Source organism: Lutibacter agarilyticus (assembly GCF_900188235.1).
In the GTDB taxonomy this organism is placed as follows: Bacteria; Bacteroidota; Bacteroidia; order Flavobacteriales; family Flavobacteriaceae; genus Lutibacter; species Lutibacter agarilyticus.
The window spans coordinates 70,341-93,796 of record NZ_FZNT01000008.1; the positions used below are offsets into that span (position 1 = coordinate 70,341).

Below are 23,456 nucleotides of genomic sequence, written 5' to 3' on the forward strand. Positions count from 1 at the left end.
TGTGAAAACCCAACAAGAAACATTACTGAGACCAGTAACAGCAAGCCCTTTATAAAAATCCAATTAATTTTCAACTGTCAATTTATTTTTAATATTATCTACTAATTCTCCTATATCTCCAGCGCCAATTATCACAATAATTTGCGCATCAGATTTTAAAATATTTTCAACTAAATTTTCTTTGGTTGAAATTTGTTTCTTTTTGGCGGAAATTTTACCCAATAACCATTCTGAAGTTACCCCTTCAATAGGCAATTCTCTCGCCGGATAAATGTCTAATAAGATCAATTCATCAAACTTTGAAAGTGCCGAGGCAAAATCATCTACAAAATCCTTTGTTCTACTGTATAAATGCGGTTGAAAAACACCCAACACCTTTTTTGAAGGATACATTTCATTCACCGAACTTATCACTGCATTTATTTCGGTTGGATGATGCGCATAATCATCAATCAATACTAAATTTTCTGTTTTTATTTTATAGGAAAAACGTCTTTTAATTCCTTTGAAGGATCGTAAAGCTTTAGCAATGACAGGTAATGAAACACCATAACTATTTGCCATTGCTAAAGCTGCCACTGCATTTAGCACATTATGTTTTCCTGGTAAATTTATTTGTACATTTTCTATGGTTTCTGTTGGAGTTTTTACGTTAAAAGTATAAGCTCCATCTTCAATTTTAATGGATGAAGCATCAAAATCTGCTTGCTCTTCAATACCATAAGTTAAACCACTAATTGACAATCCTTTTTTAACAATTAAGGTGTCCGAAACTTTTACTGCAAAATCTCTAAACGACTGCTCCAACTTGGAATGTTCGCCATAAATATCTAAATGATCAGCATCCATTGAAGTGATACAAGCAATATTTGGCGACAATTTTAAAAATGAACGATCAAATTCATCAGCTTCTACTACCGAAACTTCATTGCCACCTAAAATTAAATTAGAGTTGTAATTTTCTGAAATCCCACCTAAAAAAGAAGTCGCATTTACACCAGCTTCCTCTAAAATATGACCTAATATGGTTGAAGTTGTTGTTTTACCGTGCGTTCCTGACACAGCCAAACAAAACGTTTTTTCAGTAATTTCTCCTAAAATTTCAGATCGTTTTAAAACCTTGAAATTGTGATCTAAAAAATAATTTAATTCTGAATGATTTTTAGGAACAGCAGGTGTATAAATTACAAGGGCATTTTGATTGTCTTTAAAATCTGAACCAATTAAACCTACTGAATCTTCAAAATGAATTGCAATACCTATATCTTCAAGAGTTTTGGTGATAATTGTAGGTGCTTTATCATACCCAGCAACATTTTTACCATTGCTTTTAAAATAGCGTGCAACAGCACTCATTCCGATACCTCCAATACCAATAAAATAAACGTTATGTATACTATCTAAATTCAAATTCTTTAACTAATCATTAATTTTTCAATCTCTTTCACAATATCTTTTGTTGCATTTGGCAATGCTAATTTTTTAATGTTTTCACTGAGTTTCAACTGTAATTCTTCATTGGCAATTAACTCAGAAAACATGGCTTGAAATAGTTCTATTTCAGATTCCTTCAACAATAAAGCAGCATCTTTAGAGACAACTGACAAGGCATTTTTTGTTTGATGATCCTCAGCTACATTTGGCGATGGAATAAAAATAACCGGCTTACCTACAATACACAATTCTGAAATTGAACTTGCCCCAGCTCTGCTAATTAAAACATCAGCAGCTGCATAAGTAAAATCCATCCTATTTAAAAATGCAAAAGTTTGAACACCTTCTAAGTTGTCATATTTTTTAAACTCTTCATAATACAACTTCCCCGTTTGCCAAATTACTTGAATACCCAATTCAACCAGCCAATTAATATGTTTTTCAACTAAATTATTTACAGCTCTTGCACCTAAACTTCCACCTATAATTACCAAGGTTTTCTTAGCAATATCTAACTTGAAAAATTCAAGCGCTTCAGTTCGCTTCTCTTCAATATTTAATAAATCCTGACGTACAGGATTCCCTGTTTTTACAATTTTTTCAGCAGGAAAAAAGCGTTCTAAACCATCATAGGCTACACAAATTTTATCTGCTCTTTTACTTAATAATTTATTGGTTATTCCCGGATACGAATTTTGCTCTTGTATCAAGGTTTTTACACCTCTTCTGCTTGCAGCATACAATGTTGGCCCGCTTGCAAAACCACCTGTACCAATAACCACATTTGGCTTAAATTTTTTAACAACTTTATATGCATTCCACAAACTACTTAAGAGTTTAAAAGGAAACGACAGGTTTTTTAAAGTTAACTGACGTTGTAATCCTGAAATCCACAAACCTTCAATTGCGTAACCCGCCTGAGGCACTTTTTCCATTTCCATTTTATCCTTTGCACCCACAAATAAGAAATTAGCCGAAGGGTATTTCGCCTTCAACTCATTCGCAATAGAAATCGCCGGATAAATATGTCCGCCTGTTCCACCGCCACTTAATATAATATTAACCGATTGTTTCATGCAGTACATTTAAAGGGTTTTCATCGTTAATTTCGCGATCCGTTTTTTCTTTGTTTGCGGTAACACTTAAAATAATTCCAATAGCAATACAAGTCATCCAAATTGAAGTACCTCCACTACTAATTAGCGGCAAGGTTTGACCTGTAACAGGAAATAAATTAACCGCTACTGCCATATTTATCATGGCTCTAAAAATTATAGGTAAACCAACACCTATGACTAGTAATGTGGCAAATATGCTTGTTGCTTTTTTTGCTGCAATTAAAATTCTGATCAATAAAAACAGGTAAAAGAAAATTAAGGTTCCTGCACCTATAAGCCCGAATTCTTCCACAACAATTGCAAATATAAAATCGGAAGAAGATTGTGGTAAAAAGTTTTTTTGAACACTCTTACCTGGACCTCTCCCCTTAATTCCTCCACTTGCAATGGCTATTTTAGCTTTTTCAACTTGATACCCCTCTTGGGCATTTTTATCGGAGAAATTTTCAATCCTACTTATCCATGTATCAACTCTATTTGGCATGGCATTCGGAAATGCCTTTGCAGTAAGCACAAATAGAGTTAATGCAAATACACCTATCCCCACAACAGATGCTAAATATTTCCATGGATAACCGCCAATAAAGCATATTAATAACACCATTGAAAAAATGATGGCGGTGGTTGAAAAGTTTGCTGGTAAAATGAACATTAAAGTTACCGCTACTGGCAACCATAATTGGAATATACTTTCTTTAAAAATAATTACTTTTTCTTTATTTCGTGCTAAATACCTGGCAACATAGACCATTAAAACCAAGGCTGCCAAGGTTGAAGTTTGGAAACCAATACCAATTACTGGAATTTGGATCCACCTACTTGCATTTGCACCTCCAATGGTGGTTCCTTGCGAAAGTGTGTAAATTAACAAGACAATAACTAGCGGTAAAGCTAATACAGAACCTCCACTAAAATACCTAAAAGGAACTTTGTGAACTGCGTAAATAATAAAAAAACCACAGAACAATAAAAAAGCATGCTTAAATAAATGATAGGTAGTGGTACCATTATTGGCTACATAAACCAAATTGGTACTTGCACTGTAAACCGGCAAAAAGGACAAGATTGCTAAAATTGTAACAATTGCCCAAATAGCACGATCACCTTCAATATTTTTAAGTAGGCGTTTCATTTATAATTCTCTAACAGCTTGTTTAAATTTATTACCTCTATCTTCATAACTTTCAAACAAATCGAAACTTGCACAAGCAGGAGACAACAAAACAGTATCTCCTTTCTCTGCAATTTTATAAGCAACTTTTGTTGCTTCTTCAGCCCCAGCAGTTTCAACAATTAAATCGACCACATTGTAAAAAGTCTGCATGATTTTTTGATTGTCAACACCTAAACAAACAATTGCTTTTACCTTTTCTCTTACCAAAGGCATTAAATCTAAATAGTCATTTCCTTTATCAACACCACCAACAATCCAAACTGTAGGAGTTTGCATGCTATCTAATGCGTAGTAAGTAGCATTTACGTTAGTTGCTTTAGAATCGTTTATGTATTGAACACCATTAATTTTTAGCACAGGCTCCAATCTATGAGCTGCTCCTTCAAAATCTTCAAGGCTCTCTCTAATCGTATCTTTTCTAACTTTTAATAAAGTTGCTGCCATAGCTGCTGCCATGGCATTTTTTGTATTGTGATTCCCTTTTACCGCTAAAGTTTTAGTCTTCATTATTTCTATCTCTGTATTATATTTTATGAATATCTTATTATCTTTTATGTACGCCCCTTGCTCCACTTCATTTCTTAATGAAAAAGGCAACAAAGTAGCTTTTACTTTATTATTTTTTAACCAACTTGCAATCACCTCATCGTCAGCATCATAAATTAAAAAATCATCTTCCGTTTGATTTTTAGTAATTCTAAATTTTGACTCAACATAGTTTTCAAACTTATAATTGTACCTATCTAAATGATCTGGCGTAATATTGGTTATTATGGCAATATGCGGTGCAAAATCTTCAATACCATCTAATTGAAAACTACTTAATTCCAATACTTGTATATCGAAATCACTTTCTGCAACTTGCTGCGCAAAACTATCGCCAATATTCCCTCCCATTCCAACATTTAAATTCGCCTTTTTCAAAATATGATTTACCAACATTGTTGTAGTTGTTTTACCATTTGAACCAGTAACACCAACAATTACACTCTTCGAAAATTTTGACGCAAATTCAATTTCTGAAATTACCGAAATACCCTTTTCTTTCAATTCCGTTACTAAGGGAACTGAATCGGGTATTCCCGGACTTTTCATTACAATATCTGCGTCTATTATTTCAGCTATTGTATGTTTTTCTTCTTCAAAAGAAATTCCATTATTTAAAAGAACTTTTTTATATTTTTCTGCAATTGCTCCTTTATCAGAAACAAAAACAGTGTACCCTTTTTGTTTTCCAAGTATCGCTGTGCCAACACCACTTTCTCCTGCGCCTAATACAACTAACTTTTTCATTTATCGCAACTTTAATGTTACAATGGTTAATACTGCCAACATAATACCCACAATCCAAAATCTGGTTACAATTTTACTTTCGTGATAACCTGATTTTTGATAGTGATGATGCAATGGTGACATTTTAAATATGCGTTTTCCTTCTCCGAATTTCTTTTTGGTGTATTTGAAATAACTTACCTGTAAAATCACCGATAGATTTTCAACTAAAAATACGCCTGCCAAAATTGGAATCAACAATTCTTTTCGAACTGAAATAGCTAAAACAGCAATAATACCTCCAATTGTTAAACTTCCTGTATCACCCATAAATACCTGAGCAGGGTATGTATTATACCATAGAAATCCAATTAATGCACCTACAAATGCTGAAATAAAGATGGTCATTTCACCTGAATTTGGAATGTACATGACATCTAAGTAATTTGCGAAAATAATATTTCCAGAAACCCAGGCAAACACCCCTAATGTTAGTACAATTATCGCCGAAGAACCAGCAGCTAATCCATCAATACCATCAGTTAAATTTGCTCCATTTGAAACCGCTGTAATAATAAAAATTACGATTGGTATAAAAATAATCCACGCGTATCCTCTAAGCCCGTCACCAAATAAATCTAATACCGCAGCATAATCTAATTCGTTATCTTTTAAAAATGGAATGGTGGTTTTTGTTGATTTCACTTCATCTGCAAATAGTTTCGTTCTTCCATTTTCTGTAACCACTTCAACACCTTGAGGTAGCTTTTCTTTCATAGTAACCGCAGGATGAAAATACAGCATAGACCCCACAAAAATTCCCAAAGTAATTTGACCTAAAACTTTAAAACGACCTTTTAAGCCATCTTTATCATTTTTGAAAATTTTAATATAATCATCAATAAAACCAATGGCCCCCATCCAAAGTGTGGTAACTATTAAAATAATAATGTAAACGTTTTCAAGTTTGGTAAACAACAACACAGGAATTAAAGTTGCCAAAATTATAATAACACCTCCCATTGTTGGTGTACCAGCTTTTTCAACCTGACCCTGAAGTCCTAAATCACGCACCGATTCTCCAACTTGTTTTCGCTGTAAAAATGTGATGATTCGCTTTCCATAGATTGTTGAAATTAACAGCGAAAAAATAAAAGCTATTGCCGAACGAAACGAGATATACTGAAACAAACTTGCCCCAGGAATACTGTAATGATTTTCTAAATAGCTAAATAAATAATATAACATTTTATGTACTTTCTATAACTTATAATAATTGTTTAATTTGCTTGTAATCGTCAAAATCAAATCGCTCTCCTTTTATCTCTTGATAGTTTTCATGCCCTTTTCCGGCTATTAAAATAATATCACCCTTTTGTGCGAGTTTACTAGCCGTTTTAATTGCTTGCAAACGATCTAAAATAGACAACGTTTTCTTGAAATTTTGCGACTCAACACCCGCTTCAATTTCATTTAAAATTAGTTGCGGATCTTCATTTCTAGGGTTATCTGAAGTAAAAATCACTTGCGAACTTAATTGAGAAGCTATACGCCCCATAACAGGACGTTTAGCTTTATCTCGGTTACCTCCGCATCCCACAACGGTAATAATTTGTTCATTTCCTGTTCTAATATTATTAATGGTTTCTAGCACATTTTTTAAAGCATCTGGTGTATGTGCGTAATCTACAATAGCAGTTACTCCACCTTCTGAAATAAAATGTTGAAACCTGCCACTTACACTTTCTAACTCACTAATAATGGTTAAAGCCTCCGTATTTTCTAAGCCCAACAAAGTTGAAACTCCGTAAACAGCTGCTAAATTATAAGCATTAAAACTTCCTATTAATTTTGTCCAAACTTCATTTCCATTAATATTCAACAACAAGCCTTCAAACTGATTTTCTAAAACTTTCACTTTAAAATCGGCCATTGTTTTTAAAGCGTATGTATATTGTTTTGCCTTTGTATTTTGAAGCATTACCGAGCCATTTTTATCATCAACATTTACCAATGCAAAAGCTGTTTTTGGCAATGAATCAAAAAATGATTTTTTCACATCTCTATATTCCTTAAATGTGTTGTGATAATCTAAATGGTCATGTGTTAAATTCGTAAAAACTCCACCTTCAAAATGCAAACCTGCAGTTCGTTTTTGATCAATTCCGTGAGAACTAACCTCCATAAAACAATAGGCAACACCAGCTTCAACCATTTCATTCAGATATTGATTAATAACTACTGAATTAGGTGTTGTATGCGTAGCTTTATATACTTTTTTATCTACTAAATTTTTTACTGTTGAAAGCAAACCAGTTTTATAACCTGCTTTTTGAAATAACTGATATAATAAAGTAACAATAGTTGTTTTTCCATTTGTACCGGTAACTCCAACCAATTTTAATTTTGAAGAAGGATTATTATAAAAATTAGCAGCCATAATTGCCAAAGCCTCATCTGCATCTTCAACTTTAATATAGCTTACTTCATTTATTAATTCCTTAGGAAACTCTTCACAAACCACCACCGAGGCACCTAGTTCAATTGCTTTATCAATAAATTGATGTCCGTCAAAAACCAACCCTTTTTGAGCTACAAACAATGCATCTAACCCAACTTTTCTTGAATCAAATTCTATTGCATTCACAAAACGATCTATACTACCTTTTACCGCAGTAACAGCAACCTTATACAATATGTCTTTAACTAATTTCAATTAAACTAACTTTATAAAAATGGTTGATCCTTTTACTAATTTTTCACCTTCACTTAAAGATTGCTCTACAACTTTCCCGTTACCTTCAACTTGCACTTTCAATCCTAAATTTTCAAGTATAGAAATCGCGTCCATAGCTGCCATTCCTTTTAAATTTGGGATTGACTTCAACTCTATATCTGACAACTTATTATACTTGTTAAAATTCTTATCAACACTTTCAAATTCTGGCACTTTATTCTCTGCTAAATTTATTTCGTGATTTGATGTATAAATTTTTTGAGCAATATCTTTAAACACAGGTCCTGAAACATCTGCCCCATAATACCCTACAGTTTTATCTGGTTTATGAATGACAACAATGCATGAATACTTAGGGTTTTCCGCAGGAAAATAACCTGTAAACGATGAAATGTATTTTTTATTTTTTACCCACTCTTGATAATTTCCATATTCAGTTCTTGCTGTACCTGTTTTACCTGCCATAGAGAAATTTTCTTCATACAAACTTCTTCCAGTACCTCTAAAAACTACATTTTTTAATATTTCCTGAACTTTTCCTATTGTTTTTTCAGAACATATTTTAGGGTTTATTACTACTTTATCAAATTTCTGAACATGCTTATCATAAGATCTTATCTCCTTCACAAAACTGGGTTTTACCATCTCTCCATTATTTGCAATAGCATTATAAAATGTCAATGTTTGCAAAGGTGTTAGCTTTAAGTTATACCCATAAGCGATAGAAGGCAATGCATTTTTACTCCAAATTTCATGCCCAGGACTAGGTATTAGAGGCGCTCCTTCACCTTTAATAGGCAACCCTAATTTATTGTTTAGATTCATCTTCAATAACGGATTGATAAATTCCTCAGGTTTTTCACCAAAATTCTCATCAATTAACCTTGCAAATGCAATGTTTGAAGACACTTCTAAAGCTCGTGCTGCAGAAATTTCCCCATAACCACCTCTTTTAGAATCACTAATATACCTTCCATGCATACGATAACGCCCTGTACCAGTATCAACTACGGTGCTTGTATCAATTTTACCGGATTCCAATGCCACAACCATAGCCATTACTTTAAAAGCTGATCCTGGCTCATGAGATTCATATACCGCATAATTTCTTTTCTCGTAATATTTACCCGCCTTACTTCTCCCTAAATTAGAAATCGCTTTCACCTCACCTGTTTTAGTTTCCATAACCACCACACAACCGTGTTCAGCCTTATAAAACTCCAACTGTCTTAAAAGAGAATGATGCGCTATATCCTGTATATTTACATCAATAGTGGTTACAATATCTTTTCCGTTTACCGGTTCTTTTTCATTGTTATCATTGATAGGCTTCCACTGTCCTTTGGCTATTTTCTGCTTCAACCTAACGCCATTAACCCCCGTTAAATAACTACGGTAAGCACCTTCAATACCCGGAGCACCTCTATAATCGTCGTACCCTATTGTTCTTTCAGCTACTTTATCTAAAGGATGCGCTCTTACCGTTGTTTGCTCTGCAATAAATCCACCTTTATACACACCCAAATTAAAAATTGGAAACTTTTTTATTTTCACATAATCTGTGTACCCAACATTTCTAGCTATAAATAAATAGCGACTCTTTTTACTTTTACCTCTTCTTAATTTGGTTTCCCATTTTGAAGCTGAATTTCCAAACATTTTTGAAAGTTCTTTTGAAAGTCCTTTCACATTTTTCTCAAACACATCACCATTTACCGTCACCAAATCCATTCTTATCTCATATTGAGACATAGAGGTTGCCAACAAACTTCCGTCAGCCGAAAAAACACTTCCTTTATTTGCATGAATTGTATCCGTACGAATGGTCAACTGCTCTGATAAACCTCTATACCTGTCACCTTCTACAAATTGAATATTAACCAACTGAGCAGCTATTGCTATGAAAAACACAACAATAAAAAGCAATACAAAATTTAATCTATTTAGTATGTTTTTTTTAGTTACAGCCAAGTTGAATTTATTTTTTTGAAATTACCTTAATTACTTTCGGAGGCGTTTCACTAGGTTTCAACCCCATTTCAACAACCTTATATCTTATGGACGATTCTAATTTCATTTTCATAGAAATAGACCTTAAATCGACAAAATGAGCCCTCAGCTCTTTTACCTCTTTATTTAACTTTGCTATTTCCATTACTTTTTTATCAGAACCATGAGCACTGGCAATCATCAACAACATTAGCAATACTATAAATGAAATAAAACCCCAATTACTTAAGGAATCATCACTTATTAAAAATTTACCTTTTAATATGTTAAATATGCGCTCTTTTATTTTTGCCATTTACGCTAGTGTTGCAATTCTAAGCTTTGCGCTTCTTGCACGGTTATTCTCTTTAATTTCTTTTAAACTTGGTATTATTAATTTCCCCACTTTCTTCATAGGAACTTTAATATTTCCAAAAAAATCTTTTTCAGGCTGCCCTTCAAACAAACCATCTCTTATAAACCGCTTCACTAACCTATCTTCTAAAGAATGGTATGAAATTACACTCAACCTTCCATCTTCATTTAATATTTCAGGTATTTGAAGTAGAAATTCTTTCAACACTTCTATCTCCTGATTTACTTCAATCCTAATTCCTTGAAAAATTTGAGCCAACACTTTGTGCTCTTTTGCTTTTGGAATAAATTGTTCTAATACTTCTTTTAATTGAAAACTTGTTTTTATAGATCCTTCTGAACGTTTTTCAATAATTTTCTTTGCAATAGCTCTGGCATTTCTTAATTCTCCATACTGAAACAACACATTGCTAATTTGTTCTTCATCGTAATTATTCACCACATCAAACGCCGACAAACCAACAGATTGATTCATTCTCATATCCAATTCCGCATCAAAACGAGTCGAAAACCCTCTTTCAGCTTCATCAAATTGATGTGATGAAACACCTAAATCAGCCAACACACCATCTACCTTCTTCACACCATAAAAACGTAAATACCTTTTTATAAATCTGAAATTTTGAGGTATCAACGTAAACCTTGGATCATCAATACTATTTCGCTGTGCATCTTCATCTTGATCAAAAGCAAATAACTTTCCTTCAGAACCTAAACGACTTAAAATTTCTCTAGAATGACCACCGCCACCAAACGTAACATCTACATACACTCCATCAGGCTTAATATTTAAACCATCTACACTCTCCTTCAACAATACTGCATTATGATACTCCATTTTCATCGCTAATTATATTACCCATAACATCCTCAGCTAAATCTGCAAACTCATTTGAAGCATCTTCAATAGCCTTTTCATAATTTTCCTTATCCCAAATTTCAATAATATTTACAGCTGAAGAAAGCACCACATTTTTTGTAATTTTAGCAAACACTTGCAAGTCTTTCGGAATTAAAAGCCTTCCTGAGGCATCTAACTCGACAATTTTTACACCTGCAGTGAACCTTCTAATGAAGTCATTATTCTTTTTCACAAACCTATTTAGTTTGTTAACCTGCCCCATCAACACATTCCACTCAGACATTGGATACAACTCCAAACATGGCTGAAACACAGAACGTTTCAATACAAATCCGTCTTGCAACATAGGCGATAATTGTTTTTTTAACGCAGCTGAAAGCACCAATCTTCCTTTGGCATCTGCTTTCCCTTCGTATGTCCCAATTATATTTACCATGAGTGTACTGAATGAATTCAAAAATATAAATTTTTTCCCACAATTATCCACTTTTACCCACTTTGTTGATAACTTTTACCACAATCACCCATATTTGGGCTATAAATTTGAATGTCAATCTCTTAAAAATAAAATTGAAGGGATTTTTTAAAAGGTTTGAATTTCAAAAAAAAGACTACCTTTGCACCACGTATTAAATGTGTATTTTAATGAGCTTAACTCTTAAAAAAGAAGGTAAATTTAGCTATATAGAAGCTGGTGAAGGGCGACCTATTATTTTACTCCATGGTCTAATGGGACACTTGAGTAATTTTGAAGGTGTTTTTAAACATTTCTCCAAAATTGGGTATAAAGTAATTATGCCTGAATTACCTATTTATTCTTTACCTATTTTAAAAACCAATGTTAGAAATTTATCTAAATTTTTAAAAGAATTTATGGCATTCAAAAACATTGATAGCGCCATATTAATGGGGAATTCTTTAGGTGGACACATTGCATTATATTTTGCAAAAATGAACTTAAGTAAGGTTGACGCACTTGTGCTAACTGGAAGTTCTGGATTGTATGAAAAATCAATGGGAGATAGTTACCCAAAAAGAGGAAACTACGAGTACATTAAAGCCAAAACAGAAGCTGTTTTTTACAGACCAGAAGTTGCAAGCAAAGAGATGATTGATGATGTTTATGCATTAGTAAACGACCGAAGTAAAGTGTTAAAAACTTTGACAATTGCTAAAAGTGCTATTAGACACAATATGGCAAAAGATTTACCAGATATGATAGTTCCAGCTTGTATTATTTGGGGTAAAAATGATACTGTTACACCGCCTGAAGTTGCTGTAGATTTTCAGAAATTATTACCTGACGCCCAACTATTTTGGTTTGATGAGTGCGGGCATGCACCTATGATGGAACATCCTGATAAATTTAACGATGTATTGGAAAAATGGTTAAAAGAACGTAATCTTTAAGCTATGAAAATTAAAACTGCCGAATTTATTATAAGCAATTCTGATGTGGCAAAATGCCCAAAAGAGCGTATTGCTGAATATGCTTTTATAGGCAGGTCTAATGTTGGGAAATCTTCGTTAATCAATATGATTACTGATAGGAATAAATTAGCCAAAACATCTGGAAGACCAGGAAAAACTCAACTAATCAACCATTTCAAAATTAATAACGAATGGTTTTTAGTGGATTTACCAGGCTATGGTTATGCCAAGGTTTCTAAAAGCATTAAGAAAACATTTCAGAGCTTTATAAAACAATACTTTTTAAACAGAGAACAATTAATTTGCACATTTGTATTGATAGATTCTCGCTTGGAGCCTCAAAAAATAGATTTAGAATTTATGGAATTTTTAGGTGAAAACGGCATTCCATTTTGCATAATTTTCACAAAAGCAGATAAATTAAAGCTGAATGAATTGAATAAAAATATTCAGTTTTATTCAAAAAAAATGACCAGTACTCTTTGGGAAGAAATGCCTCCTTACTTTGCCACCTCAGCAACAAATTCAACCGGAAAAGAAGAACTTCTTAATTATATTGACCAAATAAATAATCAATTAGAGAAATCTTAAAATGGCTTCTACCAAAAAAGATTTAGAGGTTTTATTTGAAGATAATCACTTCATTATTATCAATAAGAAATCTGGTGATATTGTTCAAGGTGATAAAACTGGCGACCAACCGTTGAGCGATGTTGTTAAGGATTATATTAAAGATAAATACAATAAACCAGGCAATGTTTTTTTAGGTGTTGTTCACAGGTTAGACCGACCAACAACTGGTGTAATTGTATTTGCTCGTACTTCAAAAGCATTGGAACGTTTTAATAAAATGTTACGTGATAAAACAGTTCATAAAACCTATTGGGCTGTTGTAAAAAACAAACCAAAAAAAACTAACGACACACTTATAGGTTTTTTAAAAAAGAACCCTAAAAACAACAAATCCACTTCATATTCTTCTGAAATTGAGAATAGTAAAAAAGCAATCCTTCATTATAAAACTATAAAATCTCTAGACAATTATTACCTACTAGAAGTAGATTTAGAAACTGGTCGACATCATCAAATTCGCTGCCAATTATCAGCCATTGGAAGTCCTATTAAAGGCGATTTAAAATATGGTTTTGACCGAAGTAATAAAGATGCAAGTATTCATTTACACGCTCGAAAAATTGATTTTATGCATCCTGTTACCAACAAAAAAATAGTGATAACTGCTCCAACTCCAAACGAAGTTATTTGGAACGCATGTAACTAAAGACACATAAGTTACATCCTATTTCAACAAAAGTCTCGTTTTTTAATAACAAACAATCAAAACTATTTTAGTATTGATGAATCAACTATTATATGAATGAAGTGGTTGCTTTAACAACCTATTATCGCTATTATTATGATGATTGGGAAATTGCAGCACATACAGCAAAAATTGAACTTCCTATAAAAATATCAGATAAGTTTACACTGTACCCTTCTTATAGATATTACACACAAACTGCTGCAGATTATTTTGCACCTTTTGAAGCACATACTTCAACAGATGAATTTTACACATCTGATTATGATTTATCTGCGTTTGATTCTAGTCAATATGGATTAGGAATTTCGTATACCGATATTTTTACCAAGGCACATATATGGAAACTTCGCTTAAAAAGCATTGATTTAAACTATCACTATTACGATAGAACTACAGGCTTATCGGCAGGTATTGTGAATGCCGGTTTTAAGTTTGTGCTGTATTAAAAAAGCTGTCTAAAAAAGTTAAATATTCGTCAATCTATGCTTCGTCTCCGCTCAGCAACCAGTTATTGAGCGGAGTCGAAATATAGGTTCTTTGAAAGTTAAGTTACCAGTATGGTGAGTTTTGAAACAAGTTCAGAATAACGAGACCTTCAATACTTTTTTAGCAAGCTTCTTTTTTAAGCTCTATTTTTTTTGGCTACAATTTCATCTAAACATAAATTACCTACACTTCCTTTGTGTGTGTGATTTACGGCTTTATCAGGATTGAAGTTTCCTTCATTAATATCTTTACCAACTATTTTATAAGCATCTCTAAATGGCACTCCATTTTGAACCAATTTATTTACTTCTTCAACACTAAATAAATACAAGTATTTTTCATCTTCAACAATATCAGTTTTCACTTGAATGTTTTTTAACGAATAGGTTAACATTTCCAAACAAGCTTTCAACGTTGAGAACGACGGAATTAAACCTTCTTTCAACAATTGTAAGTCTCTATGATACCCACTTGTTAAGTTGTTAGAAATTAATGTAAATTCCATTGGCAATGCTTGTAACTTATTACATTTCCCACGAATCAATTCAAAAACATCTGGATTTTTTTTATGAGGCATAATACTTGAACCTGTTGTTAATTCATCTGGAAAAGAGATAAAATTAAAATTCTGACTCATGTACAAACAAATATCCATACTCATTTTAGATAAGGTTGCTGCCACTGAGCTCAACCCAAAAGAAACCGATTTCTCTAATTTTCCACGCCCCATTTGTGCCGCAACTGAATTAAATTTCAACGTATCAAAACCTAACAATTCAGTCGTTTCATCTCTATCAATAGGAAATGAACTTCCATAACCTGCCGCTGAACCTAACGGATTTTGATCGGCAACTTTATACGCTGCTTTTAAAAAGTAAATATCGTCAATTAAAGTTTCAGCATAAGCCGAAAACCACATACCAAAAGAAGATGGCATTGCAACTTGTAAATGCGTATAACCTGGCAATAACACGTTTTTGTACTTTTCAGCTAATTGAATTAGTAAATCAAATAACTCATCAACACCTTCGTTTATTTCAACTAAAGCATCTTTTAAATACAAATGCACATCTACTAAAACTTGATCGTTTCTTGAACGCGCTGTATGAATTTTTTTACCTGTATCTCCTAACTTTTCAGTTAACAAATATTCTACTTTTGAATGTACATCTTCAAACGAGTCTTCAATAGTAAATTCTCCCGCTTCAATTGTTTTTAAAATGGCGTTTAATTCTACTTCTAAAGCTGAAATTTCTTCAGAAGAAAGCAAACCAATTTTATGCAACATTTTAGCGTGTGCTAAATTTCCTATTACATCGTATTTTGCTAAAATTAAATCTAACTCTCTATCGTTTCCAACTGTGAAAATATCTATTTTTTTATCGGTTGAAAATCCTTTATCCCAAAGTTTCATAATATTGTTATTTTATTTAGTTTGATGATTGAGCGGAGTGGAAATCACGTAACATTTTACTGCTGTCACTTCTACTCCGCTCAGTCACCATTATACTATTTGTTCTAATATTTTAATATATAAATCTATTCCTTCTTCAATTTCACGAATATAAATAAACTCATCTGCCGTATGTGACCTTAAGCTTTCACCCGGACCTAATTTTAAGGACGGACAGGTTAATATTGCCTGATCTGAAATTGTTGGTGACCCATACGTTTCGCGTCCTAATTTAATTCCCGCCTGTACAACTTCGTGATCTTTTGGTATTGAAGATGAGTTTAAGCGTTGTGATCTTGGACAAACTTCTGATTTTACATGTGCTGCTACAATATCAAACACCTCTTGATTTGTATATGCATCTGTCACCCGAACATCAACCACAAATTTACAACTTGAAGGAATTACATTGTGTTGGCTTCCTGCTCCAATTTGAGTCACCGTCATTCGTACTTTCCCTAAAGTTTCTGATTCCTTCGGAAATTCATAGGTTTTAAACCAGTTGATATCTTCAATCGCATTGTAAATTGCATTGTCAGCATTTCCGTGTGCAGCGTGCCCCGAAGTTCCTTTTGCTTCACAATTTAACACCATTAACCCTTTTTCTGAAATGGCTAAATTCATTAAGGTTGGCTCACCAACTATGGCGAAATCTATTTGAGGAAGAATTGGTACAATACTTACCAAACTATTTGGACCTGTATTTTCTTCTTCGGCAGAAGCCACCATTACAAAGTTATATTTTAAGTCTTCTCTTTCATATAAATACGTAAATGTTGCCAATAATGAAACCAAACAACCACCTGCATCATTACTACCTAAACCATACAATTTACCATCTATTATCTCAGGAAGTAAAGGATCACGTGTATAACCTTTATTTGGCTTTACAGTATCATGATGAGAGTTTAATAAAATGGTTTTTTTTGAAGGATCAAAGTGTTTGTTTTTTGCCCAAACATTATGAACTTTACTTTCAAATTTTATGTTGTGATCTGAAAACCATTGCATAATTAATAAAGCCGTTTCGTTTTCTTCTCCAGAAAAAGATTGCTTTGAAATTAATTTTTGAAGCAACTCAATTGCTTCTTTTGTCAACTGTTCTATCATTTTTTTTACAAACTTAATGTTGTGTATAATTTTGTTGAATTTTTCACTAAAGAAGCGTCTCCAATTTTCACTTTACTTACTCCTTTTTGAAGCGCATTAAAACAATTGTGCATTTTAGGAAGCATTCCGTCAGCAATTATTCCTGCTGCAACTAATTGCTCATATTTTTCTGAATTGATTGCTGTAATTACTGAATCTTTATCATCAATACTTTCTAAAACACCTTTCAATTCAAATACAAAATTTAATTCTGTAGTGTACAATTTACTCATTCCTATAGCAACTTCCGAAGCAATAGTATCAGCATTTGTATTTAATAACTGTCCGTTTTTATCATGTGTAATGGCACAAAAAACAGGTGTAACTTTATTTTGAAGTAACACATCAATAATTTCTGAATTAATAGCATCAACATCACCTGCAAAACCGTAATCAATATCTTTTACAATACGTTTATGCGCTAAAATACAATTGGCATCAGCACCCGACAATCCCATTGCGTTACAGCCAAAACTTTGCAGTTTAGCTGTTATTTTTTTATTTAACAAACCGGCATACACCATTGTTACCACCTCAACAGTAGCTTCATCGGTTACACGACGACCATTGATCATTTTTGGCTCTAAACCCATTGCTGAAGACACTTCAGTTGCTTTTCTACCGCCTCCGTGTACTAAAATTTTTGGTTCTGAAATTTCTGAAAAATCTTTTAAAAACGAATTTAAAGCTTCTTCATTATTAATTACATTTCCTCCAATTTTAACTATTTGTACTATTTGTTTGCTCATTTACTCTTTATGATGAGATTCTGAATCAAGTTCAGAATGACGTTTCTTATTTTAATTATTCTCCAATATTTTTTTCAACACAATCTGTGCTGAATACGTTCTGTTATTTGCTTGCTGAATTACGATTGAATTTTCAGAATCTATTACCTCATCAGCAACCACAACATTTCTACGAACAGGCAAACAATGCATAAATTTACCATTATTTGTAACGTTCATTTTTTCTTCATTAATCATCCAATTTTCATCGGTACAAACCACTTTCCCGTAGTCTTTAAAAGAACTCCAGTTTTTTACATACACAAAATCTGCATTTTCAAAAGCCTTTTTTTGATTGTATTCAATTTTTGCATTTTTTGTAATTTCTGTATCTAACTCGTAACCTTCAGGGTGCGTAATTACAAAATCAGCATCTTGTAATTGCATCATTTCAACAAACGAATTAGCAACCGCATGCGGTAAAGCTCTTGGATGCGGCGCCCAACTTAAAACCACTTTTGGCTTGTGAGCAACCTTGTATTCTTCTATAGTAATAGCATCAGCTAACGCTTGTAAAGGATGCCCTGTGGCACTTTCCATATTAATTACTGGGATTCCGGCATACTTTTTAAAATTATTTAAAACAATCTCGGCTTTGTCTTTTTCTTTATCTGTTAACGAAGCAAACGCTCTAATAGCAACAAAATCGCAATACTGTGCAATTACTTCTGCCGCCTCTTTTACATGTTCTGCTTTGTCTTGATTCATTACAACTCCATCTTCATACTCTAACTGCCAACCTTCGCTTCCAAAGTTCATTACAATTACATTTAAACCTAAATTTTGAGCTGCTTTTTGGGTGCTTAAGCGGGTACGTAAACTATTGTTAAAAAATAACAAACAAATTGTTTTTCCTTTTCCTAAGTGTTCAAATTGCAATTCGTTTTTTTTAAGCGTTATTGCTTCTTGAACGGTGTTTTGCAAATTATCTAAGTTGTTAATGTTCAAGTAATGTTTCATGTTTTTTATTTTGTAATTATTTTTGTAAACTCTGTAGTATTATTAATGGCGTCAATTATAAAATTTTCTTTTAAGCCGTTTACAATCCAAGTTTCAATTTTAGCCTCTTGCGCTATTTCAGCAGCAGCAATTTTTGTTGCCATACCTCCAGTTCCATGCAATGAAACAGAGGCTTGTTGAATTTGCTCTTTTAAAGATGCTATATCTGCTGTTTGCTTGATGGTTTCTTTGTGATCACCATCCATAGATTTTTTGGTGTAAATCCCATCAGTATTGGTTGCAATTATTAACAAATCAACATTTAACAATGCTGCTGCTAATGCCGATAATTTATCATTATCGCCAAATTTAATTTCATCAGTTGCAACCGTGTCATTTTCATTGATAATAGGAATGTAATTATTCTCTACCAACACATTAATGGTATTTTTTATATTGGTTCTAGATTTCTCTTTTTTAAAGTCGGAATACGATAACAAACATTGAGATGTAAACAAACCTAATTCCCAAAAATTTTCATGGAAAATACGCATTAAGTGCGGTTGACCAATAGAAGCTAGTGCCTGTTTTACATTTATAAGCTTGCCGTTACTTTCTAGTTCAACAAACTGTTTTGCTACAGCAATGGCGCCTGAACTTACAATTATAAACTCATACACCTCTTTTAACGATGCTATTTGACGCGCAATATCCTCTAATTTCCCTCTAGAAATTTGGTTGGTTTCTTTTGTTAAAACATTAGAACCAATTTTTAATAAGATTCTTTTTTTATCTGATTTGCCCATCTCCAAAAACGTACCATTTATTAGTTACCAAATGGTGTAATCCCATTGGTCCTCTATGATGTAATTTATCTGTACTAATTGCCAACTCACCACCCAAACCAAACTGTCCACCATCTGTAAAACGAGTAGATGCATTTTGATACACCGCCGCCGAATCTACCGACTCCATAAATTGCTGCGCAGTAGCGTTATTTTTTGTGATGATTACTGCTGAATGTCCACCTCCATAAGTATTTATTTTGGTTATTGCTTCTTGTATCGTAGCAACACTTCCTAACACAATTTTGTAATCTAAGAACTCTTCAAACCAAATAGCATCATCTTCAAAAGCTGCAACATTCTCAAATTTCGACAATTCATCATCACCTAAAATTTCAACTTTAAATTCTTTTAATTGTTGAATTAAATTTTGAATAAATGCTTCTTTATTTGGAAGATCTTCCGCAATTAACACTTTATCAACCGCATTACATGCCGAAATTTTAGCTGTTTTACCGTTCATAATTAGTTTTAAAGCTACATCGGTATCTGCCTCACTTTCAACATATATAAAATTATTACCTCTACCACTTACAATTACCGGGCATTTGGCATGTTGTTTTGTAAAAGCGATTAGTTTTTCACCTCCACGTGGCACAATTAAATCTAACTTTTGAGTAGGATTTTCTAAAAATTCTTGTGTTTCTGTTCGGTTGTAATTTAAATATGCTACCCAATCTGTTGTTATGTTATGACTTGCAAGTGCTTTATGCCATAATTCCACAATTTTCAGGTTTGAATTTAACGACTCTTTCCCCCCTTTTAGTAAAATTTTATTTCCAGATTTAAATGCAATTCCTGCAGCTTCAACAGTTACATCAGGGCGAGATTCATAAATAATTAAAACGGTGCCAAAAGGTGCCGTTTTATTTATAATTTTCATGCCGTTTTCGTGCGTAAAGTTGTACAATTCTTTCCCTAAAGGGTCTGAATCTTCAATTAGTTGTTGTAATGATAAAATCATTCCGTCAACTTTACTATCATCAACTTTTAGTCGGTCGTACATGGCGATATCTTCACCGCTATAATTTTCAACATCGATTTTATTAATGGCTAAAATACTAGCCCTTTCTTGAGCAATTAAAGTTGCCATTGTATTTAAAACAGCATTTCGTTGTTGGTGTGTTAACATGGTATTCATTAGGCTAAAACTTCTTTAAGTGCAGTTATAAAACTAGCTATTTGTTCTTTTGAAATTGATAATGGAGGTAATATTCTCAATAAATTTTTATTGTTTGATCCACCCGTAAAAATTTGTTTGTCGAAAATTAATTTCTTTCTTAGTTCACCCACTTCAAAATCAAATTCAACGCCCAGCATTAAACCTTTTCCTTTTACTTTTTTAATTTCTGGAATTGTTGCTATTTCTTCTAAAAAGTAAGCATAAACACTATTTACATTTGCCAACAACTGCTCTTCTTCAATAATATCTAAAACTGAAATTGCCGCTGCACACGCTAAATGATTTCCGCCAAAAGTAGTACCTAACATACCGTATTTGGCTTCGTGTTTATTTAAAATTAAAACGCCTCCAATAGGAAAACCGTTTGCCATTCCTTTGGCAGTTGTAATAATATCTGGTTGAATATTGTGGTGTTGAAATGCAAAAAACTGTCCGCTTCTTCCGTAACCACTTTGAATTTCATCTAAAATAAGAAATACGTTATGCTTATTACATATTTTTTCTACTTCTTGAAAAAATGCTGTAGTTCCTTCATCTAAACCACCAACACCTTGAATTCCTTCAATAATAATCGCTGCAACATCACCTTTTCCTATTTCGTGAATCACTAATTCAATATCGTTTAAAGGTAGAAAAACAACCTCTTGCTGTAGGTTTATTGGCGCATTTATATTTTTATTATCTGTAGCTGCTACTGCTGCTGAAGTTCGCCCGTGAAAAGCATTACTAAAAGCAATAACTCTACTTTTACCAGTTTTAAAAGATGCTAATTTTAAAGCGTTCTCATTTGCTTCGGCACCAGAATTACATAAAAACAAATTGTAGTTTTCACAACCTGAAATTCGACCTAATTTCTCCGCTAATTCTTTTTGTAATGGATTTTGAATTGAATTGGAATAAAACCCAATTTTATTTAATTGATTGGAAATTGATTTTACATATTTAGGATGTGTATGCCCCACAGAAATTACGCCATGACCTCCATACAAATCTAAATATTTTGTACCTTTTTCATCCCAAACATAAGCGCCTTCTGCTTTTACTGGCGTTACATTGTACAACGGATATACATCAAATAATTCCATAGTTATTTTTTTAAATCTGATTAATTTTTTCAAATGAAGTTACCAAACCTCTAATTAAGGATGAGCTTAAACCTTGGTGCTCCATTTCATTCAACCCTTCAATAGTACAACCACTTGGCGTTGTAACTTTATCAATTTCCTGCTCTGGATGACTTCCAGATTTAATTAATAAACTTGCAGCTCCTAAAGCTGTTTGCATAGATAACTCTTGTGCTTCTTCAGCATCAAAACCTAATTGAACAGCTCCTTGTGTAGTTGCACGTATTAAACGCATCCAAAAAGCAATTCCACTAGCACAAATTACAGTTGCAGCTTGCATTAATTTTTCATCAATACACATAGTTTGCCCAACAGAATTAAAAATAGATTTTGCAGTTTCTACATTTTCCATTCCTTTTTCATTTCCACTTAAACATGTCATAGATTGTCCAACCGAAGCAGCTGTATTTGGCATACTTCTAACAATTGAGATACCATGACCTACAATGCTTTCAATTTCTTCTATCTTTCTACCAGTAACTACAGAAATTATAGTATGCCTTTTTGCATTTAACTGAGGCTTTATTTCCTCTAGAACACTTTGTAATTGTTTTGGTTGAACCGCAATAATTATTACATCAGAAAAACGTACTGCCTTTTTATTATCTGTTGAGATTTTAATATTTGGCAGCTTATCCCATTTTTTTAAAGAATCAATATTACGTTTGGTCAAGTATAAATTTTTAACCTTAAAATCGTCTTGGGTTAATATCCCCATTGCTATTGAATACCCTAAATTTCCTGTTCCTAAAATTGCTATTTTCATTATAATTTGGTGTTGTATTGTGATTAGTTTTTTTAAAACGATGTTGCTTTTAATTTTAAACCTTCCATTTGATCCAAACCAAACATTAAGTTCATATTTTCTATGGCTTGACCAGATGCTCCTTTTAATAAATTATCTATTTCCGAAGTAATTAACAACATTTCTTCGTGCTTTTGTAAGTGTAAAAAACAATTATTTGTATTTACAACTTGTTTTAAATTTATAGGTGATTTTGATACGTGTGTAAACAAGGCATCTTTGTAATAATCTTCAAATAATTCATAAGCTTTTTCTATGCTTTCATCAAATTTTAAATAGATGGAAACAAATATTCCTCTACTAAAATTACCTCTGTTTGGTATAAAAAATAATTCTTGATTAAAATTATTTTGAAGCGCCACTAGACTTTCACCTATTTCACCTAAATGTTGATGTGTAAAAGCCTTATAAACAGAAAAGTTATTATCTCTCCATGCAAAATGAGTTGTTGCTCCTGGTGAAACACCTGCTCCTGTAGCTCCTGTAGTAGCATTTATATGAATAGAACTATTTAATAAGCCTGCGTTTGCCAATGGCAATAATGCCAATTGAATTGCGGTTGCAAAACAACCTGGGTTTGCAATGTGTTTGGCTTGTTTAATTTCTTCTTTTTTAGCTTCGGTTAATCCGTACACAAATTCTTTACCTTGAAAAACCATATCGGCATTCAATCTAAAATCGTTACTTAAATCAATAATTTTTGTATTTTCTGAAAACGAATTATTTTCTAAAAACGCGGTAGAATTTCCGTGTCCCAAACATAAAAATAACACATCAACTTCTGGATTAATTTCACTCGTAAATTTTAAATCTAAGGCTCCTAATAAATCTTGGTGTACTTGATAAATATAGTTTCCTGCATTTGATGTACTGTATACAAAATCTAATGCTGCGCTTGGGTGATTAACTAACAATCTAATTAGTTCACCTGCTGTATAACCTGCTCCTCCAACTATTCCTACTTTAATCAT

23 protein-coding genes are annotated in these 23,456 nt (G+C 32.8%); 4 read left to right on the forward strand and 19 right to left on the reverse strand.

Translation table 11 applies throughout. The features are described from left to right. Window positions 1–63 precede the first annotated feature (63 nt). Genes murC through CHB67_RS13240 form a run of 10 tightly spaced genes read right to left on the reverse strand, consistent with a single transcriptional unit; the run spans window position 64 to window position 11,397 of the window. Entirely contained in the window at window positions 64–1,410 is a 1,347-nt protein-coding gene (murC, locus tag CHB67_RS13195) for a UDP-N-acetylmuramate--L-alanine ligase (RefSeq protein ID WP_089382260.1), read from the reverse strand. 5 nt (window positions 1,411–1,415) lie between these two features. Continuing rightward, window positions 1,416–2,510, reverse strand: a complete 1,095-nt coding sequence (murG, locus tag CHB67_RS13200) for an undecaprenyldiphospho-muramoylpentapeptide beta-N-acetylglucosaminyltransferase (RefSeq protein ID WP_089382261.1) — start codon at window positions 2,508–2,510, stop codon at window positions 1,416–1,418. Next, complete coding sequence (locus CHB67_RS13205; RefSeq protein ID WP_089382262.1) at window positions 2,494–3,684, reverse strand: FtsW/RodA/SpoVE family cell cycle protein; 1,191 nt, start codon at window positions 3,682–3,684, stop codon at window positions 2,494–2,496. The genes murG and CHB67_RS13205 overlap by 17 nt, the downstream gene beginning before the upstream one ends. Then, window positions 3,685–5,019, reverse strand: coding sequence for a UDP-N-acetylmuramoyl-L-alanine--D-glutamate ligase (gene murD, locus CHB67_RS13210; protein WP_089382263.1), 1,335 nt, complete (start codon window positions 5,017–5,019; stop codon window positions 3,685–3,687). Then, window positions 5,020–6,246, reverse strand: a complete 1,227-nt coding sequence (gene mraY, locus CHB67_RS13215) for a phospho-N-acetylmuramoyl-pentapeptide-transferase (RefSeq protein WP_089382264.1) — start codon at window positions 6,244–6,246, stop codon at window positions 5,020–5,022. It lies immediately after the preceding gene. Between the two features lie 19 nt (window positions 6,247–6,265). Beyond that, on the reverse strand, window positions 6,266–7,714 hold the full coding sequence (locus CHB67_RS13220) for a UDP-N-acetylmuramoyl-L-alanyl-D-glutamate--2,6-diaminopimelate ligase (RefSeq protein ID WP_089382265.1): 1,449 nt from the start codon (window positions 7,712–7,714) through the stop codon (window positions 6,266–6,268). After that, the gene (locus CHB67_RS13225; protein WP_176461280.1) at window positions 7,715–9,706 is read right to left on the reverse strand and encodes a penicillin-binding protein; all 1,992 of its coding nucleotides are present in this window, start codon (window positions 9,704–9,706) and stop codon (window positions 7,715–7,717) included. A gap of 7 nt (window positions 9,707–9,713) precedes the next feature. Beyond that, on the reverse strand, window positions 9,714–10,040 hold the full coding sequence (locus CHB67_RS13230; protein WP_317045702.1) for an FtsL-like putative cell division protein: 327 nt from the start codon (window positions 10,038–10,040) through the stop codon (window positions 9,714–9,716). After that, complete coding sequence (rsmH, locus tag CHB67_RS13235; RefSeq protein ID WP_089382419.1) at window positions 10,041–10,937, reverse strand: 16S rRNA (cytosine(1402)-N(4))-methyltransferase RsmH; 897 nt, start codon at window positions 10,935–10,937, stop codon at window positions 10,041–10,043. It lies immediately after the preceding gene. Further along, window positions 10,924–11,397, reverse strand: a complete 474-nt coding sequence (locus tag CHB67_RS13240; RefSeq protein WP_089382266.1) for a division/cell wall cluster transcriptional repressor MraZ — start codon at window positions 11,395–11,397, stop codon at window positions 10,924–10,926. The genes rsmH and CHB67_RS13240 overlap by 14 nt, the downstream gene beginning before the upstream one ends. A 209-nt stretch (window positions 11,398–11,606) precedes the next feature. Here CHB67_RS13240 and CHB67_RS13245 point away from each other — a divergent pair, with 209 nt between their 5' ends. From CHB67_RS13245 to CHB67_RS13260, 4 genes are all read left to right on the forward strand, one after another. Continuing rightward, the gene (locus tag CHB67_RS13245; RefSeq protein ID WP_089382267.1) at window positions 11,607–12,371 is read left to right on the forward strand and encodes an alpha/beta fold hydrolase; all 765 of its coding nucleotides are present in this window, start codon (window positions 11,607–11,609) and stop codon (window positions 12,369–12,371) included. A 3-nt stretch (window positions 12,372–12,374) separates the two neighbouring features. Beyond that, entirely contained in the window at window positions 12,375–12,983 is a 609-nt protein-coding gene (gene yihA, locus CHB67_RS13250; RefSeq protein WP_089382268.1) for a ribosome biogenesis GTP-binding protein YihA/YsxC, read from the forward strand. Between the two features lies 1 nt (window position 12,984). Further along, complete coding sequence (locus CHB67_RS13255; RefSeq protein ID WP_089382269.1) at window positions 12,985–13,671, forward strand: RluA family pseudouridine synthase; 687 nt, start codon at window positions 12,985–12,987, stop codon at window positions 13,669–13,671. Window positions 13,672–13,763: 92 nt separating this feature from the next. Continuing rightward, window positions 13,764–14,159 (forward strand): DUF3570 domain-containing protein, encoded by a 396-nt coding sequence (locus CHB67_RS13260; RefSeq protein WP_089382270.1) that lies wholly within the window; start codon window positions 13,764–13,766, stop codon window positions 14,157–14,159. A gap of 176 nt (window positions 14,160–14,335) precedes the next feature. On the opposite strand, the gene argH is transcribed toward CHB67_RS13260, so the two are convergent. From argH to argC, 9 genes are all read right to left on the reverse strand, one after another. Then, window positions 14,336–15,613 (reverse strand): argininosuccinate lyase, encoded by a 1,278-nt coding sequence (gene argH, locus CHB67_RS13265; protein WP_089382271.1) that lies wholly within the window; start codon window positions 15,611–15,613, stop codon window positions 14,336–14,338. Between the two features lie 90 nt (window positions 15,614–15,703). After that, the gene (locus tag CHB67_RS13270) at window positions 15,704–16,762 is read right to left on the reverse strand and encodes a M20 family metallo-hydrolase (protein WP_089382272.1); all 1,059 of its coding nucleotides are present in this window, start codon (window positions 16,760–16,762) and stop codon (window positions 15,704–15,706) included. 5 nt (window positions 16,763–16,767) lie between these two features. Continuing rightward, window positions 16,768–17,550, reverse strand: a complete 783-nt coding sequence (gene argB, locus CHB67_RS13275; RefSeq protein WP_089382273.1) for an acetylglutamate kinase — start codon at window positions 17,548–17,550, stop codon at window positions 16,768–16,770. Window positions 17,551–17,601: 51 nt separating this feature from the next. Next, the gene (locus CHB67_RS13280; protein WP_089382274.1) at window positions 17,602–18,549 is read right to left on the reverse strand and encodes an N-acetylornithine carbamoyltransferase; all 948 of its coding nucleotides are present in this window, start codon (window positions 18,547–18,549) and stop codon (window positions 17,602–17,604) included. 5 nt (window positions 18,550–18,554) lie between these two features. Continuing rightward, window positions 18,555–19,334, reverse strand: a complete 780-nt coding sequence (proB, locus tag CHB67_RS13285; RefSeq protein WP_089382275.1) for a glutamate 5-kinase — start codon at window positions 19,332–19,334, stop codon at window positions 18,555–18,557. Continuing rightward, complete coding sequence (locus CHB67_RS13290) at window positions 19,318–20,514, reverse strand: glutamate-5-semialdehyde dehydrogenase (RefSeq protein ID WP_089382276.1); 1,197 nt, start codon at window positions 20,512–20,514, stop codon at window positions 19,318–19,320. The genes proB and CHB67_RS13290 overlap by 17 nt, the downstream gene beginning before the upstream one ends. Further along, window positions 20,514–21,641, reverse strand: coding sequence for an aspartate aminotransferase family protein (locus CHB67_RS13295; protein ID WP_089382277.1), 1,128 nt, complete (start codon window positions 21,639–21,641; stop codon window positions 20,514–20,516). The genes CHB67_RS13290 and CHB67_RS13295 overlap by 1 nt, the downstream gene beginning before the upstream one ends. A gap of 10 nt (window positions 21,642–21,651) precedes the next feature. After that, complete coding sequence (gene proC / locus CHB67_RS13300) at window positions 21,652–22,446, reverse strand: pyrroline-5-carboxylate reductase (RefSeq protein ID WP_089382278.1); 795 nt, start codon at window positions 22,444–22,446, stop codon at window positions 21,652–21,654. A 32-nt stretch (window positions 22,447–22,478) separates the two neighbouring features. Then, window positions 22,479–23,456, reverse strand: a complete 978-nt coding sequence (gene argC / locus CHB67_RS13305; protein ID WP_089382279.1) for an N-acetyl-gamma-glutamyl-phosphate reductase — start codon at window positions 23,454–23,456, stop codon at window positions 22,479–22,481.